Annotated in this window: 19 protein-coding genes; 3 read left to right on the top strand and 16 right to left on the bottom strand. The window is 44.2% G+C overall.

From position 1 onward, the window contains the following. Positions 1–27 precede the first annotated feature (27 nt). The 3 genes from KYS23_RS18405 to trxA form a co-directional block, all read right to left on the bottom strand. Positions 28–1,317 carry an amidohydrolase gene (locus tag KYS23_RS18405; RefSeq protein WP_218419726.1) on the bottom strand — a complete coding sequence of 430 codons (1,290 nt, stop codon included), beginning with the start codon at positions 1,315–1,317 and terminating at the stop codon, positions 28–30. Positions 1,318–1,528: 211 nt separating this feature from the next. Then, positions 1,529–2,794: a transcription termination factor Rho gene (rho, locus tag KYS23_RS18400; protein ID WP_057794263.1), complete on the bottom strand. Its 1,266-nt coding sequence runs from the start codon at positions 2,792–2,794 to the stop codon at positions 1,529–1,531. Positions 2,795–3,072: 278 nt separating this feature from the next. Next, entirely contained in the window at positions 3,073–3,399 is a 327-nt protein-coding gene (gene trxA / locus KYS23_RS18395) for a thioredoxin TrxA (protein ID WP_013785606.1), read from the bottom strand. Between the two features lie 99 nt (positions 3,400–3,498). On the opposite strand from trxA, the gene rhlB reads away from it, so the two are divergent. Then, on the top strand, positions 3,499–4,806 hold the full coding sequence (rhlB, locus tag KYS23_RS18390; RefSeq protein ID WP_218398180.1) for an ATP-dependent RNA helicase RhlB: 1,308 nt from the start codon (positions 3,499–3,501) through the stop codon (positions 4,804–4,806). Between the two features lie 13 nt (positions 4,807–4,819). Next, positions 4,820–6,331 (top strand): Ppx/GppA phosphatase family protein, encoded by a 1,512-nt coding sequence (locus tag KYS23_RS18385; protein WP_159534339.1) that lies wholly within the window; start codon positions 4,820–4,822, stop codon positions 6,329–6,331. A 107-nt stretch (positions 6,332–6,438) separates the two neighbouring features. Here KYS23_RS18385 and hemB read toward each other — a convergent pair whose 3' ends face one another. From hemB to tatA, 7 genes are read right to left on the bottom strand one after another with little or no spacing between them, the layout of a single operon-like run. After that, positions 6,439–7,437, bottom strand: a complete 999-nt coding sequence (gene hemB, locus KYS23_RS18380) for a porphobilinogen synthase (protein ID WP_218419719.1) — start codon at positions 7,435–7,437, stop codon at positions 6,439–6,441. Positions 7,438–7,440: 3 nt separating this feature from the next. Further along, positions 7,441–9,330: a sensor domain-containing diguanylate cyclase gene (locus KYS23_RS18375; RefSeq protein WP_232370557.1), complete on the bottom strand. Its 1,890-nt coding sequence runs from the start codon at positions 9,328–9,330 to the stop codon at positions 7,441–7,443. A gap of 5 nt (positions 9,331–9,335) precedes the next feature. Next, positions 9,336–10,115: a TatD family hydrolase gene (locus KYS23_RS18370; protein ID WP_218419717.1), complete on the bottom strand. Its 780-nt coding sequence runs from the start codon at positions 10,113–10,115 to the stop codon at positions 9,336–9,338. Position 10,116: 1 nt separating this feature from the next. After that, positions 10,117–10,650 carry a hypothetical protein gene (locus KYS23_RS18365; RefSeq protein ID WP_218398186.1) on the bottom strand — a complete coding sequence of 178 codons (534 nt, stop codon included), beginning with the start codon at positions 10,648–10,650 and terminating at the stop codon, positions 10,117–10,119. Between the two features lie 26 nt (positions 10,651–10,676). Continuing rightward, on the bottom strand, positions 10,677–11,432 hold the full coding sequence (tatC, locus tag KYS23_RS18360) for a twin-arginine translocase subunit TatC (RefSeq protein WP_159528390.1): 756 nt from the start codon (positions 11,430–11,432) through the stop codon (positions 10,677–10,679). After that, entirely contained in the window at positions 11,433–11,732 is a 300-nt protein-coding gene (gene tatB, locus KYS23_RS18355) for a Sec-independent protein translocase protein TatB (RefSeq protein WP_013785614.1), read from the bottom strand. Further along, positions 11,732–11,980: a Sec-independent protein translocase subunit TatA gene (tatA, locus tag KYS23_RS18350; RefSeq protein WP_159528388.1), complete on the bottom strand. Its 249-nt coding sequence runs from the start codon at positions 11,978–11,980 to the stop codon at positions 11,732–11,734. Before tatA ends, tatB begins: the two co-directional genes overlap by 1 nt. A gap of 179 nt (positions 11,981–12,159) precedes the next feature. Between tatA and KYS23_RS18345 the strand changes: the two genes are divergently transcribed. Next, a complete protein-coding gene (locus KYS23_RS18345) occupies positions 12,160–13,119 on the top strand; it encodes a TonB-dependent receptor (protein ID WP_218398188.1) in 960 nt (319 codons plus the stop codon). A 71-nt stretch (positions 13,120–13,190) separates the two neighbouring features. Here the strand turns inward: KYS23_RS18345 and ilvN are convergent, their stop codons facing one another. The 6 genes from ilvN to KYS23_RS18315 form a co-directional block, all read right to left on the bottom strand. Then, on the bottom strand, positions 13,191–13,688 hold the full coding sequence (gene ilvN / locus KYS23_RS18340; protein ID WP_013785617.1) for an acetolactate synthase small subunit: 498 nt from the start codon (positions 13,686–13,688) through the stop codon (positions 13,191–13,193). After that, the gene (locus KYS23_RS18335; RefSeq protein WP_159528384.1) at positions 13,688–15,406 is read right to left on the bottom strand and encodes an acetolactate synthase 3 large subunit; all 1,719 of its coding nucleotides are present in this window, start codon (positions 15,404–15,406) and stop codon (positions 13,688–13,690) included. The genes ilvN and KYS23_RS18335 overlap by 1 nt, the downstream gene beginning before the upstream one ends. Before the next feature lie 202 nt (positions 15,407–15,608). Next, positions 15,609–15,989 (bottom strand): MaoP family protein, encoded by a 381-nt coding sequence (locus KYS23_RS18330; protein WP_159528382.1) that lies wholly within the window; start codon positions 15,987–15,989, stop codon positions 15,609–15,611. A gap of 260 nt (positions 15,990–16,249) precedes the next feature. Then, the gene (locus tag KYS23_RS18325) at positions 16,250–16,744 is read right to left on the bottom strand and encodes a DUF4442 domain-containing protein (protein ID WP_159528380.1); all 495 of its coding nucleotides are present in this window, start codon (positions 16,742–16,744) and stop codon (positions 16,250–16,252) included. A 76-nt stretch (positions 16,745–16,820) separates the two neighbouring features. Next, entirely contained in the window at positions 16,821–18,407 is a 1,587-nt protein-coding gene (locus KYS23_RS18320; RefSeq protein ID WP_218398190.1) for a tetratricopeptide repeat-containing sulfotransferase family protein, read from the bottom strand. Between the two features lie 99 nt (positions 18,408–18,506). After that, entirely contained in the window at positions 18,507–20,981 is a 2,475-nt protein-coding gene (locus tag KYS23_RS18315) for a TonB-dependent receptor (protein WP_218398192.1), read from the bottom strand. Positions 20,982–21,685 lie beyond the last annotated feature (704 nt).

The following is a 21,685-nucleotide window of genomic DNA, read 5'->3' as shown; positions in this document are numbered from 1 at the left end:
CAACGCCCCCCTCTGGCATCACCATGATTAATGTTGCGCCATGTAATCTAACGTAAAGTTAGTCAGTAATTTCACACCTAGTTTCATACCCGAATCGTCTACATAAAACTCAGGGGTATGGTGAGCAGGGCTATCTTGCTCGGAAACATCCAGCGGCTTCCCACCAACCCAAACATACAAGCCTGGCACTTCCTCTTGGAAAAAAGAAAAATCTTCCGCTCCCGTGACAGGTTTAGACACGATGGCATTTTCAGCCCCTGCAGTACGTTGCATGGTTGGCACCATGGCTTGCGTAAGTTCGGGGTCGTTATAGGTAATGGGATAGTAGTAATCTAAAGGAAGCGTTAGTTCTGCTTGAGCACCCATACTCTCAGCGATAGCGTTCACTTTACGCGGAAGCGATTCGTAAATATGTTCACGTGCTGCTTTATTTAACGTGCGAATGGTGCCTACCATTTCGACTTCGTTGGGAATAATGTTTGAACGGTTTCCGCCATGAATTGAACCGATAGAAACCACTGCAGCATCATCAATGAGCTTAAGTTCACGACTAACAATGGTTTGAATAGACATGATCATTTGCGCCGCAGTGACCACTGGGTCGACACTTTTCCACGGGTACGCGCCATGGGCTTGCTTACCGTGAATAACAATTTTGAACGGGTCTACCGCAGCCATGGTGCCGCCAGAGTTGTAGCGCACTGTGCCTACATCGGTGTTTGAACTAATATGTAACCCGAAAATAACATCGACATCAGGGGTTTTAAGTACCCCTTCTTTTACCATGACTTCAGCACCACCCGTCTCACCAGAAGGTGCACCTTCTTCAGCAGGTTGAAAGATGAACTTCACTTTACCTTTAAGTTCATCTTTAATATTAGTCAGTATTTTTGCCGCCCCCATTAGCATGGCCATGTGAGTATCGTGTCCACAAGCATGCATAACTGGCACGTCTTGGCCGTTATATTCGCCCATTTGCGTAGAGCGGTAGGATAAATCACCCTGCTCTTTAACCGGTAAACCGTCCATATCAGCTCGCAGCGCGACAACAGGGCCGGGTTTGCCGCTATCGAGTATCGCAACTACACCTGTGCTAGCTACGCCGGTTTCAACTTCCAGGCCTAGCGATGTAAGGTAGTTTGCTACGTATTTCGCGGTATTAAATTCACGATTAGACAGTTCTGGGAATTCGTGAAAGTGGTGGCGCCATTCAATAACGTCTGCTTCAACTTCCGTGGCCAATGCATCAACATCGACTTGTGCAAAGGCAAAAGTGGCACAGCTTGCCATAGCGAGAGAGATTAACTTTCGATACATAACATCTATTCCGTTGTAGAGTAAAACGCCAGAATAAACTATCTGGTAGCTAAAAAATACGAGTACCAATTGCGGTGTGACTTCTGAAAGTAACCTATTCAATGGCCAGTGAACATTAGACAGAAGTCTAATAAGAATTGTTTCTATTAAGTGGGAAGTAAGATTCGGGCACAAAAAAAGCGCCCTTAGGCGCTTTTTCTATAAAAACGGGTTAGCTCTTTTGACGCTTCATGGCGTTGAAGAACTCATCGTTAGTCTTAGTCATAGCGAGCTTATTGATAAGGAACTCTATGGCATCAATCTCTGACATCTCGTGCACAATTTTACGTAAGATCCACATTTTCTGTAGTTCTTCTTGCGACGTTAATAGCTCTTCGCGACGAGTACCTGAACGATTGAAGTCAATAGCTGGGAAAACACGCTTTTCAGCAATCTTACGATTTAAGTGTAATTCCATGTTACCGGTACCTTTAAACTCTTCATAGATAACTTCATCCATTTTAGAGCCAGTATCGATAAGCGCTGTAGCGATAATCGTTAAACTACCGCCTTCTTCAACGTTTCGAGCAGCACCAAAGAAGCGCTTAGGCTTATGTAGTGCATTGGCATCAACACCACCGGTAAGTACTTTACCTGATGATGGGATTACCGTGTTGTAAGCACGTGCTAAACGAGTAATTGAATCAAGTAAGATAACGACATCTTTCTTGTGCTCAACTAAGCGCTTCGCTTTTTCAATAACCATTTCAGCTACCTGAACGTGACGGCTTGCAGGTTCATCGAACGTTGAAGCAACCACTTCACCTTGTACAAGGCGATGCATTTCTGTTACTTCTTCTGGACGTTCGTCGATAAGCAATACCATCAATTCAGCTTCAGGGTGATTCGCTGCAATAGATTGCGCGATGTTCTGAAGTAAAAGGGTTTTACCGGCTTTAGGTGGTGCAACGATAAGACCACGTTGCCCTTTACCAATTGGTGAGGCTAGGTCTAATACACGCGCCGTAATATCTTCTGTTGAACCATTACCACGTTCCATGCGCATGCGAGATGCAGCATGTAGAGGAGTAAGGTTTTCGAAGAGGATTTTATTACGGGAGTTTTCAGGCTTGTCGAAGTTTACTTCGCGAATTTTTAACAGGGCAAAATATCGCTCACTGTCTTTAGGCGGGCGTATTTTACCAGAAATGGTATCGCCCGTTCGCAAGTTAAATCGACGAATTTGGCTTGGTGATACGTAAATATCATCAGGCCCTGCTAAATACGAAGAGTCTGCTGACCGCAAGAAACCAAAACCGTCCTGTAAAATTTCCAGAACCCCGTCACCGAAAATATCTTCGCCGCCTTTCGCATGCGATTTCAGTATCGAGAATATGATGTCTTGTTTTCTAGCGCGAGCCATGTTTTCCAGGCCCATTTCTTCGGACATGGCGACTAATTCGCTAATCGGTTTGTTCTTTAATTCTGTTAAATTCATACTGGTGGGTCTTTGTGCTTGGGGTTTGCTTACAGGACTGGTAGTCACTCTGTTCTAATTTTTGATTTGATTATGCCTGAATAGAGGCTAAGCAGAATGCTGCTCGGGTGAGCGCTAAGGAAAAGTTAGCACTAAAATTAATCAACGTCCAGCGTTTTACTCGTCAATTGTTAAATAACTTGTATTCACACTGTTGCAGGCGTTGTAACTGCTTATTTTTCATGTGTAAATAAAAAACCGGCAGCTAAGCCACCGGTTTTTTCTGAATTACTATTTTACTAAAGGTTTTCGTTTAAGAACTCAGCAAGTTGCGTTTTAGATAACGCGCCTACTTTGGTTGCCGCTACGTTGCCGTTTTTGAAAAGTAGTAATGTAGGAATGCCACGAATACCATATTTAGGTGGAGTTTCGTTATTTTCATCGACATTCAACTTGCCAACTGTTAACTTGCCTTCAAACTCGTTCGCAACTTCTTCTAAGATTGGCGCGATCATTTTACAGGGGCCACACCATTCGGCCCAAAAGTCAACCAGTACAGGACCTTCAGCATTGATAACATCTGCTTCGAATTTATCGTCAGATAACTGGATAATTTTGTCGCTCATTCTTTTCTCCATTTTTGGTCGGTCGCTGATTTGTTTCAGCTCTACCATAAGTGTTATATAGAAACCGTTTTTAATGCAAGCACTGATAAGCTATAAGCTATGCCTACTCACTTAACTGATACTCATTTTTCCGACCTGCCGATTAATAGCAAGGTTGTTGACGCCTTAACGGCGGCAAATTTCAATAATTGTACACCAATACAGGCGTTATCTCTGCCTCCATTACTGGAAGGCTTAGATATTGCCGGACAAGCTCAAACGGGTACAGGTAAAACTATTGCCTTCTTGGTTGCTACTTTTCATTATTTGCTAAGCAAAGCAGATAATGACGAGAACAGCAAATCAAAAGGCCCTAGAGCCATCATAATGGCGCCAACCAGAGAGTTAGCCGTCCAGATTTTCAACGATGCCAAATTGCTCAGTGAGCATACCGGTTTGTCGCTTGGATTGATTTATGGGGGCGAAGGTTACCAAAGTCAACGTGAAACCCTTGAAGAAGGGGTAGATATCATTATTGGTACGACAGGACGCATTCTGGATTATTACAAACAGAACGTGTTTACCTTGAATAACATTCAAGTTGCCGTACTTGATGAGGCCGATCGTATGTTCGATTTAGGCTTTATTAAAGATATCCGCTTTTTGTTCCGACGCTTACCGCCTGCAACTGAACGCCTAAGTATGCTGTTTTCAGCTACACTTAGTTATCGCGTTCAAGAACTCGCTTACGAGCACATGAACAACCCAACTCACGTTCAAGTGGCACCAGAGCAAACGACAGCAACACGGGTATCGCAAGAGCTGTTCTACCCCTCTGATGATGATAAAATGTTGCTGCTTCTTACGCTATTTGAAGAAGAGTGGCCAGATAAAGCCATTGTGTTTGCTAACACCAAATACAGCTGTGAGCGCGTAACCGACTGGCTTACTGCCGACGGTCATCGTGTTGGCTTGTTGAGCGGTGACGTACCACAGAAAAAGCGCTTGGGTATTTTAGAAGACTTTACCAAAGGTAAGCTAGACATTTTAGTGGCCACGGATGTTGCCGCACGTGGCTTACATATTGATTCGGTCACTCATGTGTTTAACTATGATTTACCTGACGATGCAGAAGACTATGTTCACCGAATTGGCCGAACCGGTCGTGCGGGTCAAAGCGGTATCGCCATCAGTTTCGCCTGTGAAAAATACGCATTGAACTTGCCAGATATTGAAAAATATATTCAGCATGCTATTCCTGTTACCGATTACGATGCGAGTGCCTTGCTTGATGATGTAAATGCGCCTAAACCAAGACGCAGACGCACACCAAACACGAGAAACTCGTCTCGACGTGGCAATGGTAAAGGTCGTGGTAACAGCGGTGGAAATAGAGGTAAACCGTCTAATCGCGGAAACAGTAACTAACATTCGAGACAATATGCAGGCAGAACTTCAGCACGACTCTGAAAGCTATGGCGAATATTACGCCGCAGTAGACTTAGGCTCTAATAGCTTTCACATGGTCATTGTTCATGTCGTTAATGGTAGCGTTCAGATCATTGGCAAGGTGAAACAGAAAGTACGTTTAGCGGCAGGGTTGAATGACGACTTTGCACTAGATGAAATGAGCATGGAGCGTGGTTGGCAATGCCTGCAAACCTTTTCCGAACGGTTACAAGATATTCCCCCCTCAAATATTAAGGTAGTGGCTACCGCTACCTTACGTCTTGCGACTAATGCCCAAGTGTTTATTGGGAAAGCCGAGCAAATTCTCAAGCATAAACTCAACGTGATAAGCGGCGAGGAAGAAGCACGCCAGATTTATCTTGGCGTAGCCTATACCTCGGCAAATCAAGGTAATAGCTTAGTGATAGATATAGGCGGTGCCAGTACTGAAATTGTTATTGGCAACGACATGCAACCCATCCACTTAAAGAGCTTGGATATGGGGTGTGTGACCTTTATGGAACGCTATTTTGATGGCGGTAAGATCACCGCTGAAAACTTCGAAAGTGCTAAAAAAGCCGCGAAGGCATTACTTTCCCCTGTAGCGGACGCTTTTCTTTGTTTTGATTGGGAAAATTGCTTAGGTGCCTCGGGTACACCGCAGGCCATCACTGAAATATTGGTGGCGCAGGGCATTAGCGATTCAATACGACTTGATTACCTTCATCACCTAGAAAAACAATGTGTTGAATGTGGTGAAATTAACCAGCTTAACATTGAAGGTTTAGAAGAAAATCGCAAGGCCATTTTTCCTTCTGGCTTAGCCATTTTAATTAGCTTATTTGAAGCGTTAGCCATTCAAAATATGAATATTTCTGGTGGTGCGCTGCGCGAAGGGCTTATTTACGGCATGTTAGATAACATGCAGGAAAATGACCGCCGCGACCAAACACTTAACCAGACCATGGCTCGATACCATATCGATAAAGCCCAAGCGAATTCAGTAAAAAGTGTATCAACACAGCTATGTACACAGTTATGCGCACAGCAAAACATCTGTCATCTTGATACCGAAGCTATTTTAGGTGCAGCTGCGTTACTCCATGAAACGGGCTTGCATATAGAATACAAAAAGCATCATGAGCACGGCGCTTATATTCTGTCTTTTATAGATTTGCCTGGCTTCACACGCCTGCAGCGGGCGGCTATTCGAGACCTTGTTGCCCATCATAGATTAACTATTCCAGCTGATGCTTTTAGTAATTACCATGATGACTCTCAACCTATGTTATTGGGTTTACTTAGGCTATTACGTATTTCTGTGGTGCTGTGTTTGCGACGACAAAACAAGCATATTCCCCATGTAGATTTAGTCTGCGACGGTGATAAATGGGAAGTTACCTTCCCTGAGGGCTGGCTGAAAGCACACCCGCTGATTAACGCTGAGCTAGCCAATGAAAGCTGGTTACAGCACAAAGCAGGCTGGGAACTTATCTGTAAATAGTCAGTGCTGAAAATTGCAAAGAACAAAAAAATGGGATGTAACCTAAGGTTGCATCCCATTTTTGTTTTTAGCCTATTTATTGTTTCTTTGATTTTCTATTCACGGCTCTAGTCGCCAGCGAGAAGCGCAGCCGCTTTCGGAGCAAAGTAAGTAAGAATGCCGTCTGCTCCAGCGCGTTTGAAAGCCAGTAAAGACTCTAGTATTACTGCCTCTTCGTTTAACCAACCATTCGCAAATGCCGCTTGATGCATGGCATATTCGCCACTGACTTGATACGCAAAGGTAGGCACCTTTAGCTCGTCTTTACAACGGCGCACAATGTCTAAATAAGGCATACCAGGCTTAACCATTACCATATCAGCACCTTCTTGTACGTCTAACGCAATTTCGTGTATGGCTTCATCGCTGTTTGCAGGGTCCATCTGATAGGTTTTCTTATTACCGCCTTTTATGTTCGCTGAAGAGCCAACAGCGTCTCGAAATGGCCCATAATAAGCAGATGCATACTTTGCTGAATACGCCATAATGCAGGTGTTAATAAACCCCTCGCGCTCAAGTGCATCACGAATAACCCCAATGCGCCCATCCATCATGTCAGAAGGTGCAACAATGTCTGCGCCTGCTTCTGCATGTGAGAGCGCTTGTTTTACCAACACGTCAATGGTGACATCATTCATCACATAACCGGTCTCATCCACCAAGCCATCTTGCCCGTGAGACGTAAAGGGATCTAACGCGATGTCAGACATTAACATCACATCTGGAAACTGTGCTTTTATTGCACGCATAGCCGTTTGTGCAAGGCCATCTGGATTGAACGCTTCTTTGGCGCACTCGGTTTTAAGTGACATGGGGGTAACAGGAAACAGGGCTAGTGTACGTATACCAAGGGCTACCCATTTTGCCGTTTCCTCTAATAACAGATCGATAGACAGGCGCTCTACCCCAGGCATTGAAGGCACTTCTTCACGCTGACCTGTGCCAGGAAGAACGAATACAGGGTAAATAAGGTCGTTAGTAGTAAGACGTTGCTCGGCAACTAGATCTCGCAGTGCATCTTTTGCACGAAGGCGTCGCATGCGACGAGCGGGGAATGAAGCATTCATAAATTATCCTGAAATCGGTTTAAAGAGTACTTTGTTTCGTCCTGATTCTTTCGCAGCATAAAGCTGCTCATCGGCCAACCGAAGCAACGCTGCAGCATGATCTTCATCCGTGATAACACTGGTAGCCAGCCCTGCACTTATGGTTAGTTGTATTGCTTCTCCATCAAACATGATAGGAGATTTTTCGATGCGCTCGCGAATGGCCTCTACCACATGGTAGGCACCTTGGCTGTCGGTATTCGGAAGAATAAGTGCAAATTCCTCCCCGCCTATTCGACATAAATCATCGGATAAACGAAGCAACATACTTTGAATAATGCCCGTTATATGAATAAGACAGGCATCTCCACCAGCATGTCCGTATTTATCATTAATACGTTTAAAGTGGTCAATATCGATGACTGCAATAGACAAAGGAGTTTGCTCTCGGCGACTTCGTCTGCCTTCTGATTTTAACTTTTTATCAAAGTGACGACGATTATTAATTCCGGTAAGTGGGTCGATTGCCGTTAGCCGCTCTAGCTCTTGGTTTACTTCAGACAGCTCACGTAAGGTAATCTCAAGTTCTAACGTTCGCTCTTCTACTTTGTATTCCAAGTCATCTTGATAACGTTTCTGCACTTCTAGCAGGTCTTCTTTTGCCTTACTCGCCTGCTGCTCTTGTTCAAGGGCAAATTGTTGCGTGGTAATAAGTTCGTCGTACCTGTGACTATAATTAATTGCCAAGATAAGGGCTAAAATCACCGTTTCAACGGTACCTGCAATTATGAGTAAATAACTCGTAGAAATGCCTAAATTTATTATATTCACGCTATCTAGGCTAACGACAAAGCCGCTAAACAATAAAAATAGCCACGCCACAGAGAAGTATCGGGCAATAGGCACGCCTTTAAATGATAACCAGCCACCTGTGAACATTGCCACAAACACGATTATCGACAACATGACTAAATAAAGTTTTATGGCAAAGGGGTAAGGCAGTATCGCACTCGTGAAAATACAGCCTGCAAATGCCCACGCCGCTACCTTAGATATTTTATCTACTACTGCGCTAAATTCGGCAATAGGCAGTAAATGCCGGGAGAACAGTACGGCAAATAAAATCGTCGCATTACCAAAAATGAGTACCGCCTTGCCCTGCAACCACGCCTGCTCAGGCCATAAATAGGCATAGCCCAACCCCTGCAATGAAGCCAAGGTTAAGCCTAAGCTCAGTGCATAGCCGGTATAGAATAAAAACGAGCGATTTTTGGTAGTAAAAAATAAAAAGATATTACTGATGGCCATGGCACATAAAAAACCAAAAAACAGCCCCAGTGCTATATTTTGGCTTGCTGCGTATTCTATAAATTCTTTTTCTTCCCACACCACAATAGGCATGCGAATAGTGCCGCTAGATTTGACGCGAACTACTACGGTTTGCGGTTTAGCACTTAAAGGTAAGGAAAAAAGTGGCGTGTTATTCGCGATGGGGCGTACATTAAATGCTAGGTTGTCTCCGGCCTGGTAACGTACAACAGGCGAACTTGCTAACGGCGGATAAACCGCAACGTCAACACTATCTAGCAAGGCGTAGTCAATCTCGAAAAGGTAACGTAGCGCTTGAGATTCGTTGGGAGTGACAACAAAGGAGAACCAATGTACATCACTGCTCATTCCTAAATTTATTGGCGACACCGCTGGCGTCCACAGTTCTCGGGGTTTATCGAGCACTGTTTCGAAGGTTAACTGGTTCTCGGGATCGCTAACAAAGGCTAACTGAGAAACTCGGCTATTTGTGGTTCGCTCTGGTACTACACTTAGTGCAATGAACGCAAAAATTGACACCGCAACAACGGTAATAACGAAGAGGTAAAGATCGTAATTGCGAACTTTTTGACGATATATGTGCATTACCATTAATCACTGATACAAAATAAACGACAAGTATTAGCATAACTGCAATCTCGTAATTTATCAGGGGCAACCTGTATTAGTTCGCTAATTTGTTCACCAATATGAGGCAATAGCGCAGGCTCATTGTTGCGCTTTCTAGGCCGAAGAGTTTTCGGGAATAAGTAAGGGGCATCAGTTTCTACAACGATACGGTTTAAGGGAATGGTTGGAATTGCGTTACGAAGAACCTCTCCGCGCTTTTCATCACATGCCCAACCAGTAATACCGATGTACAACCCCATATCTAAATAGGCACCTAACTGGGTGGTATCGCCTGTAAAACAGTGTGCGATACCACCGCTAAGAGACGGCAGCACTTTTTGAAGGCAGGACACTTGTTGTTCAAACGCATCTCGTTCGTGAAGATACACAGGCAAGTTCAATTCTACCGCCAACGATAATTGGGCTTCAAACACACTTATTTGAACATCTTGGGGAGAAAAGTTGCGATTAAAATCTAAGCCACACTCGCCCACCGCCACTACGCCAGGCTCTTTTGCCATGCTTCTTAATCGCTCGTAATCACTATCAACGACATCTTTAGCATTATGGGGGTGTATGCCTAAGGTATAACTACAAATCTGCGGAAACTGGTGATGAAGTGCAGCTGCTGCATCCCACTCGTTGGGATGAGTGGTAATAATACACAGCCTGGAAACACCGGCGTCCACGGCATTTGAAATAATCTCTTGAGGATTAAATCTGCGATCTAATAGATTAACGCCAGCGTCAAACCAAGGCATATTATTTTACACGTTTTACTTTCATGCGTTTGTTAAGCCCTTCTTTTTTCAAATAGAAAGCGCCTAATAATCCACGCTCAATTAGCACGGTTTCACCTTCTTTTACTTTCAACGTGGTATCTGTAGTTTGCTGCCAAACCGAGCCGTTATCGAAGGTTAAAATAAACTTCCCACGTGCAGTTTTCTTAATCTTAGTTACCTTACCTGCAAATGTGTCGGCCAAGGTTTCCGTTTTTACTTTGTGCTCTAAACCAAACTGTTCGTCTTTAGGCGCTGGGGTTTGGCTTACCGGTGCTTCGCGGCGACGTTCAGCGGCAACGGTTGGTGTGTGGCTAGGCATTGTAACCGGCAGACCTGCCTGCGCACCTGAGAGGCGATTGACTTGTTTTTCAACGCGGTCGTAGCATACTAAACGTTGAAGACTATTTTTGGTTTCGCTACATTTGGCTAGCGCTTCGCCTACGGTTTCTGCCTGTGCTAAAAACGCACTGAAAGGAAGTACACTTATTAGCAGTAATAATGTACGTTTTTTCATGGTAAATCCTTTGTTTTAATTAATTGTTATTCGATTTCAGTGCCCGTTTTTTCATCGTTATCTCGGCGGCCTTTTCCCGCATACAAGCTACCTACCACAACACCTATTTCAAACAATATCCACATAGGGATAGCTAAAAGCGTTTGAGAAATGATATCCGGCGGCGTAAGTAACATGCCCACCACAAACGCACCAACAACCACATAGGGGCGTTTTGCTCTAAGTGATTTTGCGTCGGTTACCCCCGTCCAGCACAGTAAGATAATGGCAATGGGAATTTCAAATGAGACCCCAAAAGCAAAGAAGAGTTTCAATACAAAATTAAGATAACTAGAGATGTCGGTACTGACCGTAACACCTTCTGGGGCCACACTATTAAAAAAGGCAAACGCGATTGGAAATACCACAAAGTAGGCGAATGCCATGCCCGCATAGAACAATAGAGTACTTGAGAGTAAAAGCGGCGCAACGAGCTTTTTCTCGTTACGATATAGGCCTGGCGCAACAAATCCCCACACTTGATAAAGTACGTAGGGAATAGCGATAAAGAATGACAACACCAGCGTAAGTTTAAACGGTGCGAAAAAAGGTGAGGCGACATCGGTGGCAATCATGCTAGCGTTTTCTGGCATAGAATCAAGCAACGGCAACGCGAGCCATTGATAGAGGTCTTGCGAAAAGTACGCCAAACACAAAAATACCACCAGCACACTTAACAGTGCTTTTAGAATGCGGCTACGAAGCTCAATTAAATGAGATATTAAATTGTTTGCGTCAGACATTTACTGTTTTTTATATGGTTCCTGAACCGACTCAGCCGCTTTTTTAAGCTCATCAACACTTTGTTCAAGCTCTGGCGAGAGATCTTTCAAGCCTTGCTGCTCAGCTTTCTTCAGGTTTTCGTGTAATTCGTGCACGCGCAGCTGATGCTCAACTTCTTGCTTAAAGCCAGTTGCTGTATTTCGCACACTTCGAATAGTGTTAATGGTGGACCGCATGGCACCTGGCAAACGTTCTGGACCCAGTATCAACAAGGCCATCACACCAATTACCAATAGCTCCCAAAAGCCAATGTCAAACATCAGGATTTTTCTTTAACGTCGCTCTGCGTTTTCGTTGAAACAGTGTCAGCGGTATTAGCGGTGTCTGTATCTTCTACCTGCTTCTTCTGCTCGAAATCGGCATCTTGTTCGTTTTCAGTTACTGCTTTTTTAAAGCCTTTGATTGCGCCACCTAAATCGGTGCCAATCCCTTTCAAACGTTTAGTGCCAAAAAGTAAAACTACAATTACTAAGATAATAAGTAACTGCCAGATTCCAATACCGCCCATAAAAATAATCTCCGATACAACAGTTAGGGTAGTATGCCACCCAAAGCGCTAGCTTTCACGTGAATATTTGCGTGGATGAATAATCGTTGACGTTTATTATCACAACACGCATCCTGATGGTAATTAATTGATACGGATATCATTTCACCGCGAAATCGTTAGAGGGAGTTTGGGTTGTTATGTTGTGTTTAGCAGTCTCATTGTGTTTATTGCTTACTGACCAGAGTGATAACCGGCCTGTTCCTACCCACGAGGTAGTGAATAATGCACAAAACAATGTTGAATATCATCAACCTATGCAATGGTTTGATGTGTGGCAACGCAGCTTCACCGACTCTATGGACTTTACCGTAAGTAAGTTCGATGGCTTATTCTCCGATGGCTCAAAAACCAAAGAAAAAGCAAAAGCAGAAGGGAGAATTCAACTTAGCTGGGAACCTAGAACCAGAGATATCGCTGAAACCGATCTTCGGTTTCGTATTCGTGTTTCCCTCCCCCACCTCGAAAATCGCGTAGACTTGCTATTAAGTGATAATGAAGACGAAACCCAAAGTGATACTATAAAAGCGGCGCGCTCTCCCTCGCTGGGAAGGCAAGACAATACGACCATTTCACTACGCTTTCGCCCAGATCAAAACTCTCACTATTCATTTCGTGTTGGTGCAGGAAGACGGGATCAGCTGTATGTAAAAGCTCGCTACCGTGATGCCTATGCATTTAACTCCCATTGGGCCATGCTATACGACACTGAAATATATCAATACACGCGGGATCAATTTGGCGCAGAGTTAGGTACCTCTATCCAGCATGTTAGCAGTAACAATAACGTCACTCGGTTAAATAACCGCTTTTATTTTCGAGACAATAGCAACGACTGGTTGTGGCGACACGAGTTACAACACTTATACCCTATCAACAACAACAACGCCTTGGTTTACAGCTTTATGGTGGAAGGCTTGAACAAACCTACCTACCAAGTAGAAGAGGTTTACACAGGTTTGCGTTGGCGCAGCAATCCAATAAGAGAATGGCTTTACTTCGAGGTAGAACCATTTGTATTGTGGCTTCGACGTGAAGACTTCTCGCCGTCTTATGGTATGGCACTTCGCTTAGAAGCTTATTACGGAAAAGGCGAGTAACACTCGTTACTCGCCCTTTTTCATTTCTTTAGCGCTTTATGTGCTTCGCTTTGCACGTTAAATGTCACCCGTTAAGGGCGTAATGCGCGCTCGCCTCGTGCTAAACCACACACACCAGTGCGTGATGATTCAATTACTTCCGCACATTGGGCCATGGTAGCCGCAAAAGCGTCTAGTTTGTCGGTAGTGCCCGTAATTTCAATGGTGTAGTTATTCGCATGAACATCTAAGATGCGCCCACGGAAAATATCACTATTACGCTTTACTTCAGCACGCACAGATTCAGTACGAGTAGCCACTTTAATTAGCATCAACTCACGCTCAATATGTGTGCCTTCAGTTAAATCCACCACTTTAAGCACATCAATAAGCTTGTTCACTTGCTTAGTAATCTGCTCAATGACTTTATCATCACCATGGGTAATGATGGTAAGGCGAGATAAGCTACCATCGTCAGTAGGGGCTACACAAAGAGAGTCTACGTTGTAGCCGCGCTGTGAGAAAACGCCCACAATACGAGATAACGCGCCAGGTGCGTTTTCCATTAATACAGAAATGATACGTTTCATTAGGTACGCTCCGTCTTACTTAAGCGCATATCATCCATAGCGCCAAACTTAATTTGCATTGGATATACGTGCTCGTTCTGATCTACCGCTATGTCCATAAACACAAGGCGGTCTTTAAGACTGAAACATTTTTCCATCGCTGCATCTAATTCGTCTAATTTATCTACTTTGATACCTACATGGCCATAAGACTCTGCAAGCTTCACAAAATCTGGCATTGAGTCCATGTAAGAATGCGAGTGACGACCTTTGTAAATCATATCTTGCCACTGACGAACCATGCCTAATGCGCGGTTGTTCAAGGTAATGATTTTAATCGGCAGGTTGTACTGCAAACAGGTAGATAATTCCTGAATATTCATTTGAATACTACCGTCACCCGTTACCACTACCGAGGTAGACTCTGGGTGTGCGAACTGTACGCCCATCGCCGCGGGTAAACCAAAGCCCATGGTGCCTAAGCCACCTGAGTTGATCCACTGGCGAGGCTTATCAAACGGATAATATAAGGCAGCGAACATCTGATGCTGGCCTACGTCAGAACTTACATAAGCTTCACCATTGGTATGCTTATAAATAGACTGGATAACTTGCTGTGGCTTGATTACCGTATCGCCTTGCTCGTAATTCAAACATTCACGAGAGCGCCACTGAGTAATTTGTTGCCACCAATCGGCTAGCTTCTCTTTTTGACCAGATAGGTCTTTATTAACAAACTGTTCTAAAATTTGGTCGAGTACTTTATCTACCGAACCAACCACCGGAATATGTGCGTTGATGGTTTTAGAGATAGAAGCCGGGTCGATATCTACGTGAATAATATCAGCATGAGGGCAAAATTTCGCTACGTTGTTGGTAACGCGATCATCGAAACGTGCGCCCAAGGCAATAATGCAATCGGCATTATGCATGGTTTTATTTGCTTCAAGGGTGCCGTGCATACCTAGCATACCCACGAACTGCTCATGTGTACCTGGCATAGCGCCTAGCCCCATTAACGTACAGGTAACTGGTGCATTTAACTTTTCAGCTAATTCGATAACTCGTGACGACGCTTCAGATGTAACCGCGCCACCACCAACATAAAGTACTGGACGTTCGGCTTTCATCAATGAAGCGACCGCTTTCTTAATTTGCTTTGTATGCCCACGCTCGGTTGGGTTATACGAACGCATGGTTACATCGGTTGGGAACACATAAGGGTGATCTTCAGCCACATTTACAATGTCTTTGGGTAAATCGACTACCACTGGGCCCGGTCGGCCAGTATTTGCAATGTAATACGCTTTCGCAATGGCTTCTGGAATATCTACCGCACGCTTTACTAGAAAGCTGTGTTTTACGATTGGGCGAGAACACCCTACCATATCGGTTTCTTGGAAAGCATCTTCACCAATGTGCATAGAGGGAACTTGCCCAGACAATACAACCATTGGAATTGAATCCATATAAGCGGTAGCAATACCCGTTATGGTATTGGTTGCACCAGGGCCTGAGGTGACGAGGACTGTGCCGGTTTTGCCAGTTGAACGTGCATAACCATCCGCCATATGAGCGGCTGCCTGTTCATGACGCACGAGGACATGTTCGACATCTTGTTGCGCATATAAAGCGTCATAAATGTCTAGTACGGCACCACCTGGGTAGCCGAACACATGTGTTACTCCTACATCTTTTAGCGCTTCTACCACCATGGCAGCGCCCGACATCATTTTCACAGTTCTCTCTCCTGTATCGGTTTGGTGTATTGTCAGCGAATGTTGACGATGAGCGGACTATAACGAAGGAAGTAGGAAGATAAAACACCAAACCACACAAAAGTGAGATATATATCCCAATATTCAAGATAAATAGGATAAACCTTTCGTTACGATGAAAATAATGGCGCTTATTAGGATGAATTTCACAAGAAATTAACAACTAATCGTCATCAATGTCTATTTCAATGTCGCTGTTATCCTCTATTCCCATATTATCGTCTGCATCTTCTGTTACAGCACGCTTAGAACCATAAATACTGGCCGCTTTGGGTCGGTTAATTCGGTTTTGATATTTTATCCATGCTTTTGCCTGAGGCGTTTGTGGCTCACATTGCCCTAACGCAGCATTAAGATAGTTAATTTCGACATCAGAACTAGGTTCAATCTTGCCATCTACTAAGGCTGCAAACAAACTACCATGGGCTTGTAATAACTTACTTTCAGAAATTGAAAAGTCACCGGAGCGAGCGAAGCCATATGGGTAATGCTTTTTATCTGCAAACGGACGGTTAATCAGTTTCTCTCTGGATAACGTTGTCATATGACCCCCTATCTCAGCCTTTCTAGCTATTATCATACTCCGCATCGTGCGCCGATGAGGACCCATTAGCCGCGCGCCTGTGCCGCTTGGCTTATTACACTGATAATTAGATAGTTGGGATCAACAATGCTGTCAAACAGAAAAACGTGATAAGAGAAAACTTAATAAAACTGTAAAATGCTTAGATTGAACATGCGCGTTGCATAAGCAACGCGCACATGGTAATCAGGCGTACTCGGCCTAATTTTTAAATACAGGTACTACTTCCTGCTTTTAGGCACCCAAGCCCAAATCATTTCACATAGAACAGGCTCGATACCTTGAGCATCGGTTACTTTAACCGCTACCGTAACTTCACCTTTCTCTTGAGTTTGCATTAACGCTATTTGTTCATCGGTAAGGTGCGCTACTGCATGCATATCGCCCTGTGCGCGCTTCACATATTTAAAATTCATTTCTTTAATCAGCGGTAACTTGTCGCCAGGTAGGTTAACTCCAACAACAAAACCCGTAGAAGACTCCGCTAGCAATGCCATAGCAGCCGCATGCACACTGCCAATATGGTTCTGCGCCTTCTTGTAGTTTTTTTGACGAAACGTTACCGACTTTAAATCGGTTTCCAGAATATCTATGCTGACCGTGCCCGTTAACTTTACTTTGTACCTGAACATCCACGTGAGCATGCGTTGACGTAGCCATGTTGGATAGGTATTGGCTTTTTTCACAAAGTTGCGCAACGGGTTTGGTACGGACATAATTTTCTCTCTGAAATTCACTTCTTCTGGTTAGACCAGTGAGGTTATGCTGCCACCGCAAAGGATGCAAGTAGTTTTAACAATACCCTAACAATTTCTGGAGCGAATTGGTGTGGTTGCTATACTGCTTCCAGCGCCCAATCGAACGCGTATTTATTGCTTCACGCACTTGTACTTTGCTCGCCGTAGACACTGGCAATGTGTTTCGCTCTACATGCAGACACTGCTCTTCCCAGGCTAAATCACAAAACGAAAGTAATTTGGGGACTTCTTCATTAGGATTTATCGCCAAGGCTTCGTAAGACTGAATATGTACGTTGCCAGGAAATTTCTGCGCCCACGCTTCCATTACCTTGTTAAATCGCAAGTAAAAACGTCCAACGGCATTCAAATCATAAGCATAAGCGTAGTATGGGCTGTGAATAGAAAATAGTTGGCGGTAGTTGCCCACACAGGTATCCATGGGGTCACGCATCAAGCAAATGATTTTGGCATTCGGTAAAGCACGACGAATAAGATCAACATAAAAGAAATTAAACGGCAGTTTGTCTACTAAACGCTGCCCGTCTTGTTTAAGATAAGCGGTTCGCGCTAGGTAGCACTCCCCAATTTCTTGCATATTAAGGTTTTCCGCTGCTTTTAGGGTGTCTAAATCAAGTACATGTTGTGAGGGCGTGTTGGCCAGCGATTTTACTGCCACTCCAAAATCTTGCAGTTCACCGCCTGAAGCAACTTGACTATGGTGGCTTAAAATACGCTCTACCAAGGTAGTGCCAGAGCGGGGCATGCCTATTACGAAAATTGGCGAGCTGTCTTGGGCGCCATGTGCTTGAATGCTTTTAATTAAGTTCTTATTAGCGCTTCCACATGGGCTATTCGCCTGCTGCTGTAGATAATCGAATAACATTTCATAATCAGCCAAGGCGTCTTGACTAGCCTGCTGCTTAGGCGCTTTGGCGTACTGTAGTGCTTCAAAAGCCTCATCGTATTGCCCTAATGCTTCATATTCTTTTGCTAGTGCATGGCCAATATGTAGTCGTCCTTCTACGTGTTTTTCACAAGTGCGTGATGCGTTCAGCAAACGGTTGATATGGTTTTTCTCAGCTGTGATCCCCCCTAAATCAGACAGCGCAAAATGCGCCTGATAAAAATTGGGGTTCAGTGAAATAGCTTGCTCGAAGTGGTCTCTGGCTTGAGTAAAACTACCGGCGAACTTACTACTGACGCCATAGTTATAATGAAACTGTGGATTGTCATTATTAATAGATAACGCGCGCTTGAAGTAAGAAAGTGCCCCTTCATGATCGCCTACTCTGCTTAACGCTACCCCAACGGTATCTAAATCAAGCGCTCGGGTGAGTGACGTTGGTGGGGCGAGTTTAGCGGCGGCTTGGGCAAGATTAAGATCGCCAATGAGGGCAAAGCATTTGGCAAGATAAGCATAGGTGAGCGCCCTAGCATCAAGGCTATTCGACTTCTCTAACAACTTAACCGCTTTATTAATTTGTCCTAATTCAATGTGGATGATACCCAGAAGAAAATAAGCATGAGGGTCATCGCCGAAGGCCTGAATAACCTCTACGCAGGCTTTATGTGCTGACGTATAATCTCGTTTGCTAATGGCTGTGGTGGCCACATTGAAATGCTGTTGTTTATCTATCATTGCTGTCTATCATTGCTGTCTATCATTGCTATTATCATGATGCGCCTGAAAAAAAGGCACTCCATGGAGTGCCTTTATTAAGTACTGTTGGTAATACTACTACATATCAAACTTGTAGTTGAACTTCAGACCTACTGTACGTGGCGTAAGTATGTAATGCCCATAGTTACGGCTTAATTCAGTACCGTTTGGTTCAAGCACACTGTCATAAACACCTTCGCCAATATCACTTACGTTGCGTCGTGTAGACACAAACGCGTACTTGTCGAATAGGTTGTCGATGTACAAGGTTACCGACCAAGTTTCAGATGAAATACGCGCATTTAAGTTACTGATTGCATATCCTGGTAATGCTTCACCGTCCTGGCGTAAACCAACCGTAGTATAAATATCACTTTGTGCAGTGATACCATAATTCACGTCTAACATCTTATCGCCAAATACTTCTTGGCTGTATGTCATACCAAATGAAAATTGATGCTCGGCTGAACCTGGCAAACGATCACCATCTTTACCATCATAAAAATCTTGTAGTTCAGATCCCTCTTCACCTTGGGCTGTAAACAAGAATGGCGCATCAGCGGTTAACTCTGCTTTCGTATGAGCATAAGTAGCATACATGGTTAAATAGTCGTTTGCGCGACCACGCAACGATAACTCTAGCCCTTTAGATGCAGCACCTTCAGCATTAACCGTAATGGGTTGCTGACCATTTACGGTTGCACCAGTAACTTGTGGATCTTCCCAATCAACATAGAACAATGCGGTGTTCACTTGTAGTTTGTTGTTGAAGAAATTGGTTTTAACCCCAAGCTCGTAGTTGGTAGTGGTATCCGCTCCGTAAGTCTGCTCATCCGGTAATGCGCACACTATTTGGTTATTCAAGTCATCAACATTGTCGGGGCACGCCGGGGCACCATTAGCGCCACCAATTCGGAACCCTTCGCTGATTGTCGCGTAAGCCATGGTATCGCGGGTAAACTTATAACTGGTATTAAATTTAAACAGTGTACCGCTGTCATCCTCGGTAGGCGCTTCGGTGAGTTCTAAATCGATGGAATCAGAAGCTCGACCTTCAAATACTGAGTAGTAAAGCGGCAAGTCTACGCCTGAGCGGGCTGACACTTCATAGTCGTAGGCTCTCAAACCGATGGTAGCATCCCACTTATCGGTAATTTCATAAGTGAGCTCACCGAAAAGGGCTTTTTCAGTAATATCGATTTCGTCTGCTGAGAAGTATTCAAGGCTGTCTGGACGATAGTTGCCGTCAACGCCCCACACTTCAATAGCGTACACGTCAAAGTTTGGGGTAAATTCTTTACTGGTACCTTCGCTGTCGGTGTCGTAATAGAAACCACCCACAATCCACGATAATGGACCATCATCTAGCGACACTAAGCGCACTTCTTGCGTCAGCGTAGAGCGTTCTGTTAATTCTTCCGTGTAAGAAGAAAACGCCGGAAATTCTTCGTAACTGTAGTCTAAGCGAATAAGCAGGTCAGTTTGGTCCCGTTGACCGTCTGATTCAAACTTCGAATAACCTGTAGCCGACACCAATTCAGCAAAACCAAGATCGGCTTTAACTTCTAAGCTTAATAATGAATCTTCTTTCTCACGAGGCTCTTCGTAACGATAAGCCGACTCGTATTTACCTACTAACGCACTTAACCCGTTTTCATCAGACAACGCATTGTAGTGGCTGATTGAACGGCCTTCTACGTCTTGTGTCTGGAAGAAATAAGTCAGCGTAGCGTCAATGGTGTCGGTGGGTAACCAACGTACTGCTACGCGACCTGTTAGCGTGTCTTCACCGTTAGCATCTTCTACTTGGCGTAAGTTTTCGCTAATAGCCGTGCTGTCGGTCCAATCAGGATCGGGCAGTGAAACACCACCTTCTTGCACAACGTAATTGTAATCAATAAACCCCGGATTATTGAAATAATTAAGTGATGCACGAACACCCAATTCACCTTCAATAATAGGCGCGTTGAATACGAAACTTCCTTCGCCACCTAATGAATCACTTTCTTGAATGGTGAACACATCACCGGTAATTTCAGCAGTAGTAAAATCTAAATCTACTGTTTTAGGTATATAGCGAATGGCACCGCCAAGCGTACCAGCACCATATAAGGTGCCTTGCGGCCCAATGAGTACTTCAACACGATCTACATCAAGTAAACGCATGTTAAGGAATAATGGAATTTCACCAAAATAAGTAGCTACCGTCCCCCCATCTGAACCTGGGCCAGATGAGTTTGTATTTAAGCCTCGCACGATAATAGGAGAATCGTTTCGACCACCCTGATCGGTGACGGTCAAGCCTGGTACCCAGCGAGCTACTGAGTCAAGGTCTTCAATATTTTGTTGGGCCAACACGTCCGATGTTATGGCGGAGATATTAATTGGAACTTCCTGCAAAGTGCCGCTTCGGCGGGTTGCAGTAACTTCAATTGTTTCTACTTGTTTTTCATCTACAGTAACTTCTTGGGCGACAACTGCACTGCTACTTAAAGCAGTAAATACAGCGCCGGCAACCAAAGAGTACCCGAAGGTGCTGCCTTTATAGTGCATGCTTGTGTTTTCTCCTGGCGGGGCTTCTATCTTTGTACCCGTTAATTTTATTGTTGGGTACGTGCATCAGTGTTTTCAGCATGATCCGTAGCAGAATCTATGCCGTTAAGGGCGCGCATTCTAAAGCAAAAACACATAAATTTTTAATTATTTTTGAATAAATATGCTCTAATATCGCGCATGCATGCACTAAATCTGAATTAAGAGTAATAAGCAGCGGATCTAATGCAGCATTAGAAGTTGATATATAAGGACTTTTATAGATCATCACCAAAACAGTGAGTACATGCTCGAACACGGTGCAAAGCTGCGGGAATAAAAACCCATTCAAAAAAAGGAGCCTTTTAAAGGGTGTAAAAAGAGAAAATTTACACTCGCTGACGCTAAAAAGTGCATTATTGGCATGAATAAACATAGAAAGCTTAAATAAAGACAGCGGGTTTAAGCTGGGAGATGATTTAAATATTAACGCTGATTAAATTCAGATAAGAAAATTTGAAGCGAGAAACGAGACTTGTAACTGGCCGACACTCGCTGGGCCGACATTCGGTCGCCGGGAACCGGTCGTGACCCGTGGGATCGCATTAATCAAACTGAAGTAGGTTGATTTAATTTTATATATGAAAATTTGGAGCGGGAAACGAGATTCGAACTCGCGACCCCGACCTTGGCAAGGTCGTGCTCTACCAACTGAGCTATTCCCG

Origin of the sequence: Alteromonas lipotrueae, assembly GCF_019249255.1 — a bacterium.
Taxonomy (GTDB): domain Bacteria; phylum Pseudomonadota; class Gammaproteobacteria; order Enterobacterales; family Alteromonadaceae; genus Alteromonas; species Alteromonas lipotrueae.
Note: the sequence above shows the minus strand (reverse complement) of the source record. Positions and strands in the feature narration are given on the sequence as shown.